The organism is Pseudomonas putida, assembly GCF_022627325.1.
Lineage (GTDB): Bacteria > Pseudomonadota > Gammaproteobacteria > Pseudomonadales > Pseudomonadaceae > Aquipseudomonas > Aquipseudomonas putida_X.
Genome location: NZ_JAETZZ010000001.1, coordinates 216,485 through 228,769, shown reverse-complemented (window position 1 = coordinate 228,769; position 12,285 = coordinate 216,485). Strand labels below are relative to the sequence as shown.

Sequence of the window (12,285 nt, the reverse complement as noted above, 5' to 3'; positions counted from 1 at the left end):
TGCGGCTCTGGTCCAGGCGCACGCGCGCCTCGTCCATGGCCTGCAGCATCAAGCGAGACACCTGGGCCACCTGCGCGGCCTGCTCCAGGAACTCGCCGCCTTGCTGGCCTTGTGATTGTTTGAGCGTGTAGGTGCCATCATCGGCCAGGCCGGCCTGCAATACATCAAGGTTGTTGGCCACGCTGGAGACCGACCAACTGGCCGTGTCCAGCGCCAGCTCCTTGGCCTGCACCGCTTCGACAAAGGCTTCGAAAGCCTGGCCATACGCCGCCAGGTCCGCTTCGGCCGCCGCCAGAGCCGGCAGGCTGCGGGCACGTTCGCTGAGGTTGTGCAGGCCGCTGCGCAAAGCCTCTGCCTCCTTGATATCGGAGCGCAGGGCAAAGGCCTGTTCATGCTGGCGCAACTTGAGCAGGTCGGTATTGAACTGGCCCAGCTGGCGCAGGCCGCCGAAATGCTGGCCGACGCTGTACAGCGCGGCAATGCCGATAGCCGCCACCGCCAACGTCAGCAGCAGTACCAAGGCAAAGCCCAGGCCCAGCTTGCGGGCCATACCCAGGTTGGCCAGAAAACCCCGCCTGCTCGTCTCCATATGCCGCCCCCTGCTCTGAAGATTAGCCAAAGGCCAAGCGTGGCAATGATTGCGCTGGACTCACAAGGGCTGAAGTGGCCAATAGTGTCAAATAGCTATGAGCGTGTCGCAATCAGCGTGCTGAGGGTCGCCACAGATGCGAAAACAAGGCCCCAGCGCGGGAACCCTGCCCATGAGCGACATCGATGCGCAGACCAGTTGCGCCCTGACAAATATGTTTGTAGACAGAACGCACTGCCGCACGATCAGCCTGGGGTGAGCACGACATCGTAAAGTGACTTAAAAGGGCATCATTTGCAGATGACAATCATGCTACGGCTGGTATAACCCGCAGGGTTGATGCCGAACAGGAAATCACCTTCCTCTTCGTCGTCACTGGTCGAGCGAGCGACAACTTTGTAACCCCGCGCCCCACAGGACTGCGCCGCCTTGCTATAGCACTTGTCCCACGATGACGATAAGCCTGAGCAATTGATATGCAAGCCCTTACGACCTTTTCTAACCTCGGTCTTAGCAGTTGCCACGCACCCTGCAATCGCGAGAATGGCCAAGAACAAAACTACGTGTTTCATTGCTGTCCTTAGATGATGTGACGTCATCGTAAGACCGATCACCTACGATCCAGTTCTTGCCTCTACCCTATCACAGAGAATCAAACTCAGTACCATCGCCCTGTCGACGCAGCTGCCTTTTCAAATAGCCGTGGCCCCGCCATCCACCGTCAGGCTGTGCCCGGTCGTGAACGCCGCCCCATCACTGCACAGGTACAACACGGCACTGGCGATTTCCTCGACCTTGCCGATGCGCCCCACCGGGTGCATTGCGGCCGCGAACTCGGCCTTGCGCGGGTCCGCCTCGTAGGCGCGGCGGAACATGTCGGTATCGATCACCGCCGGGCACACCGCATTCACCCGGATGCCCTTCTTGGCATATTCGATGGCCGCCGATTTGGTCAGGCCGATCACCGCATGCTTGGACGCGCTATAGATGCTCATCTTAGGCGCCGCACCCAAGCCTGCCACCGAGGCGGTGTTGACGATCGCCCCGCCACCCTGGGCCAGCAACAGCGGCAGCTGGTACTTCATGCACAGCCACACCCCCTTGACGTTGACGCCCATGATGGCATCGAACTCTGCCTCGCTGCCCTCGGCCAGGCGCCCCTGCTCGATCTCGATACCGGCATTGTTGTAGGCGTAGTCCAGCCGACCGTAGGCCTTGATGACCTGCTCATGCAGCCGGCGCACATCAGCATCACGGGTCACGTCACAGGCCACGAACATGGCCTGCCCACCGGCCTCGTTGATCAACGCCACGGTGCCCTCACCGCCGACTGGGTCGAGGTCGGCCACCACCACCTTGAGGCCCTCCCCTGCAAACGCCAATGCCGTCGCCCGGCCGATACCCGCCGCACCGCCAGTGACCAGTGCTACCTGGCCGGAAAAGGTCATGCTCATCGAGTGCTCCAATAATGGGTGCGATTTTCAATGTGATGTGAGGTAGATGTAGGAGCCGCGCTTGCCGGCGATCGAGCGCGCAGCGCTCGCCAGCGCAGCCCCCACAAGGCCCTGCAACAGCCCCACACTTCTGCAGTCGAAGTCTAGTCAGCCTTCTCCCTCACTGGGCAGCATCATCAAGCCAGCGGTTGAGCTACCATGCTTACCAGTGATTTTGCAGACCTGTTGGCATCACCACGTTAAATTGACCCTTCTGCTTCCTGCCCACAAGGACCCCCGCCATGACCCAGACCAACCGCCGTTTCCTGCTGGCCAAACGCCCCACTGGCGCCGTGCGCCGTGACGATTTCACCTTCGAGACGGTCCCTGCCGATGCACCCGGCGAAGGTCAAATCCAGGTACGCAACCTGTACCTGTCGCTGGACCCGGCCATGCGCGGCTGGATGAATGAAGGCAAGTCGTACATCCCGCCCGTGGCACTCGGCCAGGTCATGCGCGCCCTGGGCGTAGGCGAAGTGGTGGCCTCCAACCACCCCGACTTCAAACCCGGCGACCATGTCAGCGGCGCCCTCGGCGTGCAGGACTACTTCACCGGCGAGCCCCAGGGCCTGCACAAGATCGACCCCAACCTTGCCCCCCTGCCCCGCTACCTCTCAGCCCTGGGCATGACCGGCATGACCGCCTACTTCGCCCTGCTCGACGTCGGCCAGCCAAAGGCCGGTGACACCGTGGTCATCTCCGGTGCCGCCGGCGCCGTAGGCAGCATCGTCGGCCAGATAGCCAAGATCAAAGGCTGCCGCGTGGTGGGCATTGCCGGCGGCGCGCAGAAATGCCAGTACCTCAAGGATGAACTGGGGTTCGACGGCGTCATCGACTACAAGGCCGAAGACGTACTGGCCGGCCTGAAGCGCGAATGCCCCAAGGGCGTTGATGTGTACTTCGACAACGTCGGCGGCGAGATCCTCGACGCTGTGCTTACCCGCATCAACTTCAAGGCGCGCATCGTGATCTGCGGCGCGATCAGCCAATACAACAACAAAGAAGCCGTCAAAGGCCCGGCCAACTACCTGGCGCTGCTGGTGAACCGTGCGCGCATGGAGGGGTTCGTGGTGATGGACCATGCCAAGGAGTACGGCAAGGCTGCGCAGGAAATCGCCGGCTGGCTGGCCACTGGCAAGGTCAAGAGCAAGGAGGATGTGGTCGAGGGGCTGGAGACCTTCCCAGAAACCCTGCTCAAGCTGTTCAGCGGCGAAAACTTCGGCAAGCTGGTGTTGAAGGTTTGAACTACAAGGGGCCGCTCACGCGGCCCCTTAGCACAGTTTCAGGTTAAGTATCGTTAAGAACCTGTACGAAAAATGTGAAAAACCTGTAATATTGGATCCATAATTTATGGCTATTTGATACTACAAGGGATGACGGTGTGGTTGGCGATTCACAGATTTGGCAAAACGAATACCCCCACACTCTGCGCCATCGCGACACCACCCTGCACCTCCAAGCCCCCATTGCCCCGCATACCCGGCAAGCCTTCGTACGCCTGATCGAGCAAAGCGCCAGTGCCAAGCGGGTCAGCGCCCCTCTTGAATGCCCCAAAAGCATGCTGTTCACCAAACGTGAAAAGCTCGATTCGCTGAAAAAAAAGCTGCGCATGCAGCGTGGCCGGCCCAAGCGCAACGGCATGTATGACTGGTCCCTCGAAGAACTGATCAACACCCGCGAAGCGGCTCGGCGCGGTGCGCGGGTGCCAAAGCTGGTCGGGTATGGCTACAGCCGCTCCCGCTTCGGCGTGATGCAAGACTTTTTCCTCATCACAGAATTACTGAGCGGGCACCAAGATGGCCTAGCAAAAGTGCGCCAAAGGCCCGAGGCAGTCCAGCAGGTGATCGAGGCAGCCTTCGAACTGCTGCATGCCCTGCACTGCCAGGGTGTCACGCACATGGACCTGTGGGCGGCCAATGTCATGCTTCCTCCGGATGAAGGCAAAGCGCAGGCCATCGACCTGGAGAACAGCTTCTCCGGGCCCACGGCTTACATGAGCGAAACCTTGGGCTTTCAGTTCGGCTTTTTCTACTACCGAGAAATTTACCGCTATATAACCGAAGCGGACTATGATGCTGCGGTAGAATGCGCACTGGCCGTGTACTTCCCTGATGTGCAACGCGCAGCCTTCAACCGGGTGTACGCGCTTGCCAAGCATGAGGAAATCGGGCGCCTGGAGCGCCGCGAAATCTTCACCAGCGGTGTAGTCGAAAGTCGTTGGTAGAGCGCCATGGCTACCCCAGACTTCATAGAGTAGAAAATGATCAAGATTACCCAGAACATCGAATGTTCCAACGCCGCCCCGTTCGTGCTGTTCGGCGGTATCAATGTCCTTGAGTCCGAGGACCTGGCCCTTACCGCCTGCGCCGAATACGTGCGGGTTACCGAGAAGCTGGGCATTCCTTACGTGTTCAAGGCCAGCTTCGACAAGGCCAACCGTTCCTCGATCCACTCCTACCGTGGCCCGGGCATGGAAGAAGGCCTGCGCATCTTCGAGAAGGTGAAGGCCGAGTTCGGCGTACCGATCATCACCGACGTGCATGAAATCTACCAGTGCGCGCCAGTGGCCGAAGTGGTCGACGTGCTGCAGCTGCCAGCGTTCCTGGCCCGGCAGACAGACCTGGTGGTGGCGCTGGCCAAGACCGGCAAGCCGGTGAACATCAAAAAGCCTCAGTTCCTGAGCCCTTCGCAGATGCAGAACATCGTGCAGAAGTTCAAGGAAGCGGGTAACGACCAGTTGATCCTGTGCGACCGCGGTACCTGCATGGGCTACGACAACCTGGTTGTGGACATGCTGGGCTTTGGTGTGATGAAGCGCACCTGCGATGACCTGCCGATCATTTTCGACGTAACCCACGCCTTGCAGAACCGCGACCCTTCGGGTGCTGCTTCGGGTGGCCGCCGCGAACAGGTGGTTGACCTGGCACGTGCCGGCATGGGCGTTGGCCTGGCTGGCCTGTTCCTGGAAGCCCACCCGAACCCGGACCAGGCCAAGTGCGACGGCCCGAGCGCATTGCCGCTGGATAAGCTGGAGCCGTTCCTGGCGCAGATCAAGGCGCTGGATGACCTGGTGAAGTCGTTCCCGCCGCTGATTATTGGTTGAGTCGCTTTTGCGTGATGTGAAAGGGCCGGTACGCGCGCGTACCGGCCCTTTTTGTTTTTGGGCTTGGTGTGGGTATTGCGGCGTGACGGCAATCGAGTGCCCGAAGATCTGTGCCAGGCAGCCTCAGCCTTTCATCCCCAACTCGGCATCATCCATCAGCGCCTTGGCCATGGCGCTCAGGTAATGCGAAGCCCAGATCATCATCGGCTTTTCATCCATCAGCCCGATGATGGTCAGCTCCCGCACATACCCCATCAGCTCCGAGGCCTGCTCGCGGGCATCCTGGCAAGGTATTCCCGGCTCGATCCGGAACAAGGGATGAGTCTGGTGTTCACCCTGGAAGAACGTGGTCACACCTGCTGTGACATGGCTTAAGTCCTTAGTCATTGCTCTACTCCCTCTTAATGCAGGCTGCTGGTACGTTCCAAGGCCAGCGACAGCGCATCCGACTGACCCCAGGCAATCTGCATGGCCCGCAGGCCGTTTACCATCAACTCCCGGGTGGCTTCGTCTTCTACCGTGTAAAGGGCCATGTGGCAGTGGTTGTAGGCAAGCACCAAATAGTGGGTGACGTTCATGACTACGTGATCGATCGGCACGATGCGCTCGCTGATGGCGCTGGAGAGGGTCTTGTCGGAGGGAAGGTCGAAATGGTGGGGTGGATCGGGGACGATTTTTTTCATAGCAATTCCTTGAAGATTAAAGGAGTTGCCACCGCCGTTTCCACACGAAGGGCGACAACTGTACACGGGGTGGAAAACCGAGTCTTCAAGGAACCCCGGCAGGCCTGACGGCCTCCCGTATACAGCTGTCATTACGACAGGCACTTGAAGATTGTCCGGGTTTCCACGCCCGCATCGCTGAAAATCGGCGACCCAAGAAGCCTAAAGGGCAGTGTTTCCAGGAACAATCAGACGCGTGTCGACAGAACATGTAGGGTATTTCTCCAGACTAAGCATCACCAGTCCTGATACGTAGGAAATTTCTCAATCAACGAGTGGATAGATGCCTCACCGTCTCCATCGCGCCCCGCTCAAGCATGGCTGACGTATCCCTAGCATTCCCCATGCTTTAGAATGACGAAGACCTACATAAGATGCTGAATTGGCACCATTTTGGAAAACGAGCAGCTAGTCTGCATAGAAGCGTCACACGACATGGATCAAAGCTAGGGGTTTGCAATGGTTTCTCAGAATCACGACGTTACTGACACACCGTTGGTGACAGTGATCATCGCGTCCTATAACCACGCGCGTTACATCGAAGCCAGCATCAACAGCGTCGTCAACCAGACGTACAAGAACATCGAGCTTCTAGTGGTGGATGATGGCTCCAAGGACGACAGCCCTGAGGTACTCAAGCGGCTGCAGGCGCAACACGGCTTCGACCTGCGCTTCCAGGCCAACCAAGGCCTGGCGCGAACCCTCAACGACGCCATTGCGCGCGCCAAGGGCGACCTGATCGTGCCTTTCGGCTCCGACGACATCATGCTGCCGCACCGTATCGCCACCCAGGTGGAGTACATGCATGGCAAGCCTGAAGTGGGCATCTGCTCGGCCAACATCGAAACCATCGACCATAACGGCCAGGTGATGGGCGCGCGCGAACAGCGCAAACGCAACCTGCCCTTCCGCCGCCTGGACTTTGACGACCTGTGGCTGGACCGCAAGCCAGGCCCCATGGCTGCCACTTTGATGCTGCGCCGCGAAGCCCTGGAGAAGGTCGGCGGCTTCAGTGCCGATATCCGCCTGGAAGACGTATACATCGAACTGTCGATCGCGCGGGCCGGTTATTACATCGACGTGCTGGGCGAGGTGCTGGCGCAGTACCGCGACCACCCGACCAACACCTTCAAGAACGGCCGCTTCATGGTCGATAACGTGCTCAAGACATACGCACACTTCAAAGACCACCCGCAGTACGAGCAGGTGTGCATGAAGTTCCGCAACTCCATGGTGCTCAAGTACGCCAACCGCGACAAGCAACTGACGCGGGAAATCCTGGCTGATATCCCGCTCAAGTACTGGAACAGAAAGACTTTGCGTGGCCTGTGGCGCCTGCTCTGGTCTTAAGCGAGCTTTTTACCGCCCCGGTGTATCAGCCACTGGGCGTAGACCACAGCCATTGGCATCCAGATCAGAAACCAATGCTCTTTCGGGCGTGACATGAACGCACTGCCTTCTGTCAGCCCTGAAGCAAAGCCGAATATCAGCCAGGTCGCCGCAAGCGTAACCCCGGGGTGCTTGCGGTAAGCCCAGCAAAAGCGCATGGCCAGGCCGTAGAGCACCAACCAGAGCACCAAGCCCACGACCCCACCTGCATACAGCACGCCCAGCTCGATGTTGTGCGGGTCGGCGAGCGTCTGTTCAAGGCCTGGAATGATCACCGTCATCGGGGCATCGTAACCATGGCCAAGCCAGGGGTGCTCACCGATTTGGCGCAGCGATTCCAGCCAGATTTCGGGGCGGTAGGACACACCACGTTGAGTGATCGCTTCAGGGTAGAACACCGCAACCCCAACCAAAGCCAGGGCCACGGCCGCCATTGCGATCAAGCCGTGGCGCCGGTCACCCACGATCAGCAACCAACCCAGTGCAGCCGCCAACCCGATCAACGGCGTACGCGAGCCCGTGGCAAGAATGGCCATGCCCAGTACCGCCAGGCAGGCCAGAGCCAGAATGTTGAGCGCGCCGCGCGTCTGGAACCAGGTTGCCAACCAGATAGCAGCGAAAGCGCCGAACACATGGGCAGTCAGCAAGGGGTTGTAGAGCGCGCCGTAGCCGTCGAGGCGCCCGCCCTCACCCGCCGCCAGACCCAAGAAGTAGATCAGCGAAACACCAGCGGCGACTGCGGCAAACAGGGCAGCCAGGCGCACACACTGATGCAGCTGTGCCGGTGACTGCAAGCTGATGAGGCCGGCCGACAGCAACACCATGGCAATGTACAAGGGCCGCTTGAGCAAACTGCCTACCGAGTTCTCGGTATCGGACCAGGCAATGCTCAGCAGGGTGTAGGCAGAGAACACCAGGAAGGCAATGAACAGCGGGTTCCCAAACAACGCCTTGGCCTGCCGTGGCTGCAGGATCAAGACGATCAACGTGGGCGCGGCAAGCAGCAGGTAAAAGAGCTTGTGGTACAGCGAGCGGTCCCACGCCCAGAACATCCCCGTCAGCAGGGCCAGCCAGCCCAGCGGCAACACGTAGCGCGTCACCATGCCTGCCCAGCGTTGAGCCGGCGACTGTATCGACACATCAATTGACATCTAGCATCCTCTGGCAAACGGGAATGTTCAGTGTGAGCCCTGCATTCCAATGTAAGGATCGAAGGGCTCGCTGAACGCCACCCATGTTGAAAAGGTTGCTGTGAAACGCCTGCAGGTGTCAGCTACGGATCTCGGCGACCACCGCTGCCAAGGCCTGGGCCGGGTCTGCCGCCTGGCTGATCGGGCGGCCGATCACCAAGTAATCCGAGCCGGCATCCAGCGCCTGGCGCGGGGTCAGAATGCGGCGCTGATCATCTTGCGCGCTGCCAGCAAGGCGAATGCCCGGTGTTACCAACTGCAGGGACGGGTGCGCAGCCTTGAGCGCCGGCGCTTCAAGTGCCGAGCACACCAGCCCGTCCATGCCGGCTTTCTCGGCCAGTGCCGCCAGGCGCAGCACCTGCTCTTGCGGTTCGATGTCCAGACCGATGCCGGCCAGGTCTTCACGTTCCATGCTGGTCAGCACGGTCACGCCGATGAGCAGTGGCTGCGGGCCGCTGCGCTTGGCCAGCACTTCGCGGCAGGCCGACATCATGCGCAGGCCGCCGGAGCAGTGCACGTTTACCATCCACACGCCCATTTCGGCGGCAGCCTTCACGGCCATGGCGGTGGTGTTGGGGATGTCGTGAAACTTGAGGTCCAGGAACACCTCGAAGCCCTTCGCGCACAGCGACTCGACTATGCCGGACGCGCTGCTGGTGAACAGCTCCTTGCCAACTTTCACCCGGCACAGGGCAGGGTCGAGCTGGTCGGCCAGTTTCAGGGCGGCGTCACGGGTGGGGAAATCCAGGGCGACGATCAGGGGCGTCTGGCAGGCGGACATGGTCGGGGTCTCTTGGCAAGTCGTAAACGGCGCGCATTGTAAACGAAGTGGCCCAGGCTTTGGGGGCCGCGGATCAGCAGATTTGGCCAGGCCGTGCCCGGCTCCTATAATTGAACCAATGAATACGGCCATTGCTCAACATGCATACACGCCACGTTGTGTGCGATCACAGGAGATAACCCCATGCCTTGGTATGCCTGGCTGATACTGATCTTAGCCCTTGGCTCGATCGTGGGCGGGTTGATGATGTTGCGCGATACGGCGAAGAAACTGCCCTTGACCGACGAGCAGTTGAAGAAGGTACACGAGCGCAATGCCGAGGCGGATGCCAAGGATGCGCGGGATCGGTAGGCCTGGGGTACGGTGTTTTGAATGCCCTGCGTATTTGGGGCTGCCTAGTTCGAGTGCCGCGCGGGCGGCGCTCGAACTCAAGGGCGCTAGTACAAGCAAGACGGGCTAGCGGATGACAGTGCCCCCTACTCCACCGTCAACTTGTCACGATTGCGCTCGAGCAGCGCCTTGCCGATGCCCTTGATCTCCAGTAACTCGTCCACCGACGCAAATGGCCCGTGCGCATCCCGGTATGCGACGATCGCTTCAGCCTTGGCCTTGCCGATGCCGTTGAGGCCCTGCTGCAACGTGATTGCATCTGCACTGTTCAAGTTCAGCCGGCCAGCCGAGGCCGCCGCTTGAGCCACCACAGGTGCCGGCTCGGCCATCATTGCGCTGGCTGCCGGCGCGGCGCTGGTCGCCATGGACAGGCCCGCGAACAGTGGCAGGAACAGGTAGGAAAGAACGATATTACGCATTGTGGACACTCCTTCGAGAAAGTTTACGAGGCAGCGTTTCCTTGGCTGCCCGGTAAAACTAACGGCTCGAAGGCCCCTGAGAAAGCCCGCAGATCAAGGGATTGGTTACCAAATTCAACAGCTGACAGCACACAATGGCGTCAGCTGTAGGAAGGTGCCCAGCGCATTGAAAGAGCAAAGGCAGTGCTAACGGTCCCGGCGCTGCTGCTGGTAAACCCAGTCGACGATGTCACCCTCTGGCGAGTAGCCGCTGACCAGTTCGCGCAGCAGTTGCCGCACGCGGGTAAAGTCATCTTCGGCCACTGCCTTGAACAGCACGGCCAAGCGCTCGCGCAATACTTCCCAGGCGATGAAGTCTTCGTTGGCCGCCATGATCATCGGGTGGGCCGTAGGGGAAACGTCATCGCCAATCAGCAGCTCTTCATAAAGCTTCTCGCCGGGCCGTAGCCCACTGAACTCGATGGCGATGTCACCGTGCGGGTTATCCGGGCTGCGCACACTGAAGCCCGACAGGTGGACCATCTTTTCTGCCAGTTCGACGATTTTCACCGGCTCGCCCATGTCCAGCACGAACACATCGCCCCCCTGCCCCATCGCCCCCGCCTGCACCACCAGCTGCGCAGCCTCGGGAATGGTCATGAAATAGCGGGTTATCTTCGGGTGGGTCACCGTCAGCGGCCCCCCGGCTTTGATCTGCTGGTGGAACAACGGAATCACAGAACCGGAAGAGCCCAGCACATTGCCGAACCGCACCATGGTGAAGCGGGTTTTGTTCACCCGGGAAATCTTGCTGCTGTCGCCGTACATCACCGGCGCCGCTTCGCGGCTCAGCGCCTGCAGGATCAGCTCGGCCAGCCGCTTGGAGCTGCCCATCACGTTGGTCGGGCGCACGGCCTTGTCGGTGGAGATCAGCACAAAGTTGGCCACGCCCGTCTGCAGCGCGGCCTGCGCCGTGCACAGCGTGCCAAACACATTGTTGAGAATGCCTTCGGCCACGTTGTGCTCGACCATGGGTACGTGCTTGTAGGCCGCAGCGTGATACACGGTGTCCACCCGCCAGGTGCTCATCACATCGGCCAGGTGCTGCTGGTTACGCACCGAGCCCAGGATCGGCAGCAACTGCACCGCCAGAGACTCGCGCGTAATGCGCTGCTCAAGCTCGGTGAGGATGCTGTACAGGTTGAATTCGCTGTGGTCGAACAGCAGCAGGGTCTTGGGTTCCAGCCCGATGATCTGCCGGCACAGCTCGGAGCCGATCGAGCCGCCCGCGCCAGTCACCAGCACGGTACGCTTCTTGTTGCACCGCCAAAGCAGTTCATCCTGCGCCGGCACCGGGTCGCGCCCCAGCAGGTCGGCAATGTCGACGTCCTGGATGTCATCGACTTTTACCCGGCCACTGGCCAGGTCGGCAAACGCCGGCACACTGCGCACATGCAAGGGGTAAGGCTCGAGGAAGGCGAGAATCTCTTTACGCCGCGCGCGTGAAGCGGTTGGCAGCGCCAGGAGTATTTCCTGGGCGCCGGTTTCTTTGATCATCTGGTCAAGGTGCTTGGGCTTGTACACCTGCAGGCCGGAGATGACCCGGTTGGCCAGGTCGCCGTCATCGTCGATGAAGGCCACAGGACGCATCACACGCCCCATGCGCAATGCCGCCAGCAACTGGTTGCCGGCCGTGCCAGCGCCGTAAATGGCGACTTTGACCTGGCCATCGTCACGGTTGGTAAAAGGGATTTGATGAGCACCGCTGAACCAGTCGCCGAGGAAATACTGGCGCATGATCAGGCGCAAGCCGCCCATGATGACCAGGCTCAGCCACCAGTAATTGAAAATGATCGATCGCGGCACGATGACCTGATGGTTGCTGTACCAGTAGACCACCACAGCGAGTATCAAGGAGGACAAGGTGACCGCCTTGATGATGGCAACCAGCGCATCATTGCCAAAGTAGCGCATCACCGCGCGGTACATGCCAAAGCGGATGAACAGCGGAATAGCCACGATCGGCGCAGCCAGGAACAGCCAGGTGTGTTCGATGATGGGGTTGTACATTTCATCGATGCCCAGGCGCACGATAAACGACAGCCACAGGGCAAACCAGATAAGCACGACGTCGGTGCACACCTGTATCAGGCGCTTCTGACGCCGGGACAGGTTCACCAGGTACTGGCGCACCCTGTCTTTATTCGCGTCACTCATCCGGTTCTCCTAA

The 12,285-nt window shown here is 60.2% G+C and carries 13 protein-coding genes; 5 read left to right on the top strand and 8 right to left on the bottom strand.

What is annotated here, in order from left to right; all coding sequences use genetic code 11:
* Positions 1-879: 879 nt before the first annotated feature.
* Together JNA92_RS01020 and JNA92_RS01015 are read right to left on the bottom strand one after the other, a co-directional pair.
* Positions 880-1,161 carry a hypothetical protein gene (locus JNA92_RS01020; protein WP_241802948.1) on the bottom strand — a complete coding sequence of 94 codons (282 nt, stop codon included), beginning with the start codon at positions 1,159-1,161 and terminating at the stop codon, positions 880-882.
* Between the two features lie 120 nt (positions 1,162-1,281).
* Positions 1,282-2,043: an SDR family oxidoreductase gene (locus tag JNA92_RS01015; RefSeq protein WP_241802947.1), complete on the bottom strand. Its 762-nt coding sequence runs from the start codon at positions 2,041-2,043 to the stop codon at positions 1,282-1,284.
* A 281-nt stretch (positions 2,044-2,324) separates the two neighbouring features.
* Between JNA92_RS01015 and JNA92_RS01010 the strand changes: the two genes are divergently transcribed.
* The 3 genes from JNA92_RS01010 to kdsA all read left to right on the top strand — a co-directional run bounded on the left by JNA92_RS01010 (position 2,325) and on the right by kdsA (position 5,185).
* A complete protein-coding gene (locus JNA92_RS01010) occupies positions 2,325-3,326 on the top strand; it encodes an NADP-dependent oxidoreductase (RefSeq protein WP_241802946.1) in 1,002 nt (333 codons plus the stop codon).
* A gap of 137 nt (positions 3,327-3,463) precedes the next feature.
* Positions 3,464-4,306: a lipopolysaccharide kinase InaA family protein gene (locus JNA92_RS01005; RefSeq protein WP_241802945.1), complete on the top strand. Its 843-nt coding sequence runs from the start codon at positions 3,464-3,466 to the stop codon at positions 4,304-4,306.
* A 36-nt stretch (positions 4,307-4,342) separates the two neighbouring features.
* Positions 4,343-5,185 carry a 3-deoxy-8-phosphooctulonate synthase gene (gene kdsA / locus JNA92_RS01000; RefSeq protein ID WP_241802944.1) on the top strand — a complete coding sequence of 281 codons (843 nt, stop codon included), beginning with the start codon at positions 4,343-4,345 and terminating at the stop codon, positions 5,183-5,185.
* 123 nt (positions 5,186-5,308) lie between these two features.
* Here kdsA and JNA92_RS00995 read toward each other — a convergent pair whose 3' ends face one another.
* Positions 5,309-5,572 carry a DUF3077 domain-containing protein gene (locus JNA92_RS00995; RefSeq protein WP_241802943.1) on the bottom strand — a complete coding sequence of 88 codons (264 nt, stop codon included), beginning with the start codon at positions 5,570-5,572 and terminating at the stop codon, positions 5,309-5,311.
* Between the two features lie 14 nt (positions 5,573-5,586).
* The gene (locus tag JNA92_RS00990; RefSeq protein ID WP_241802942.1) at positions 5,587-5,868 is read right to left on the bottom strand and encodes a hypothetical protein; all 282 of its coding nucleotides are present in this window, start codon (positions 5,866-5,868) and stop codon (positions 5,587-5,589) included.
* A 498-nt stretch (positions 5,869-6,366) separates the two neighbouring features.
* Here JNA92_RS00990 and JNA92_RS00985 point away from each other — a divergent pair, with 498 nt between their 5' ends.
* Positions 6,367-7,257 (top strand): glycosyltransferase family 2 protein, encoded by an 891-nt coding sequence (locus JNA92_RS00985; protein WP_241802941.1) that lies wholly within the window; start codon positions 6,367-6,369, stop codon positions 7,255-7,257.
* On the opposite strand, the gene JNA92_RS00980 is transcribed toward JNA92_RS00985, so the two are convergent.
* Positions 7,254-8,447: an O-antigen ligase family protein gene (locus JNA92_RS00980; RefSeq protein ID WP_241802940.1), complete on the bottom strand. Its 1,194-nt coding sequence runs from the start codon at positions 8,445-8,447 to the stop codon at positions 7,254-7,256. The two genes, JNA92_RS00985 and JNA92_RS00980, sit on opposite strands and share 4 nt — an antisense overlap.
* A gap of 118 nt (positions 8,448-8,565) precedes the next feature.
* A complete protein-coding gene (gene pyrF / locus JNA92_RS00975; protein ID WP_241802939.1) occupies positions 8,566-9,267 on the bottom strand; it encodes an orotidine-5'-phosphate decarboxylase in 702 nt (233 codons plus the stop codon).
* A 183-nt stretch (positions 9,268-9,450) separates the two neighbouring features.
* Between pyrF and JNA92_RS00970 the strand changes: the two genes are divergently transcribed.
* On the top strand, positions 9,451-9,618 hold the full coding sequence (locus JNA92_RS00970; protein ID WP_241802938.1) for a DUF2897 family protein: 168 nt from the start codon (positions 9,451-9,453) through the stop codon (positions 9,616-9,618).
* Between the two features lie 125 nt (positions 9,619-9,743).
* Here the strand turns inward: JNA92_RS00970 and JNA92_RS00965 are convergent, their stop codons facing one another.
* Complete coding sequence (locus tag JNA92_RS00965) at positions 9,744-10,076, bottom strand: ComEA family DNA-binding protein (protein WP_241802937.1); 333 nt, start codon at positions 10,074-10,076, stop codon at positions 9,744-9,746.
* A 186-nt stretch (positions 10,077-10,262) separates the two neighbouring features.
* Positions 10,263-12,272 (bottom strand): polysaccharide biosynthesis protein, encoded by a 2,010-nt coding sequence (locus JNA92_RS00960; RefSeq protein WP_241802936.1) that lies wholly within the window; start codon positions 12,270-12,272, stop codon positions 10,263-10,265.
* Positions 12,273-12,285 lie beyond the last annotated feature (13 nt).

Bases quoted from the DNA above. Each gene is read 5' to 3' on its own strand.
- JNA92_RS01020 (WP_241802948.1), bottom strand. From the start codon at position 1,161: ATGAAACACGTAGTTTTGTTCTTGGCCATTCTCGCGATTGCAGGGTGC.
- JNA92_RS01015 (WP_241802947.1), bottom strand. From the start codon at position 2,043: ATGAGCATGACCTTTTCCGGCCAGGTAGCACTGGTCACTGGCGGTGCG.
- JNA92_RS01010 (WP_241802946.1), top strand. From the start codon at position 2,325: ATGACCCAGACCAACCGCCGTTTCCTGCTGGCCAAACGCCCCACTGGC.
- kdsA (WP_241802944.1), top strand. From the start codon at position 4,343: ATGATCAAGATTACCCAGAACATCGAATGTTCCAACGCCGCCCCGTTC.
- JNA92_RS00995 (WP_241802943.1), bottom strand. From the start codon at position 5,572: ATGACTAAGGACTTAAGCCATGTCACAGCAGGTGTGACCACGTTCTTC.
- JNA92_RS00990 (WP_241802942.1), bottom strand. From the start codon at position 5,868: ATGAAAAAAATCGTCCCCGATCCACCCCACCATTTCGACCTTCCCTCC.
- JNA92_RS00985 (WP_241802941.1), top strand. From the start codon at position 6,367: ATGGTTTCTCAGAATCACGACGTTACTGACACACCGTTGGTGACAGTG.
- JNA92_RS00980 (WP_241802940.1), bottom strand. From the start codon at position 8,447: ATGTCAATTGATGTGTCGATACAGTCGCCGGCTCAACGCTGGGCAGGC.
- pyrF (WP_241802939.1), bottom strand. From the start codon at position 9,267: ATGTCCGCCTGCCAGACGCCCCTGATCGTCGCCCTGGATTTCCCCACC.
- JNA92_RS00970 (WP_241802938.1), top strand. From the start codon at position 9,451: ATGCCTTGGTATGCCTGGCTGATACTGATCTTAGCCCTTGGCTCGATC.
- JNA92_RS00965 (WP_241802937.1), bottom strand. From the start codon at position 10,076: ATGCGTAATATCGTTCTTTCCTACCTGTTCCTGCCACTGTTCGCGGGC.
- JNA92_RS00960 (WP_241802936.1), bottom strand. From the start codon at position 12,272: ATGAGTGACGCGAATAAAGACAGGGTGCGCCAGTACCTGGTGAACCTG.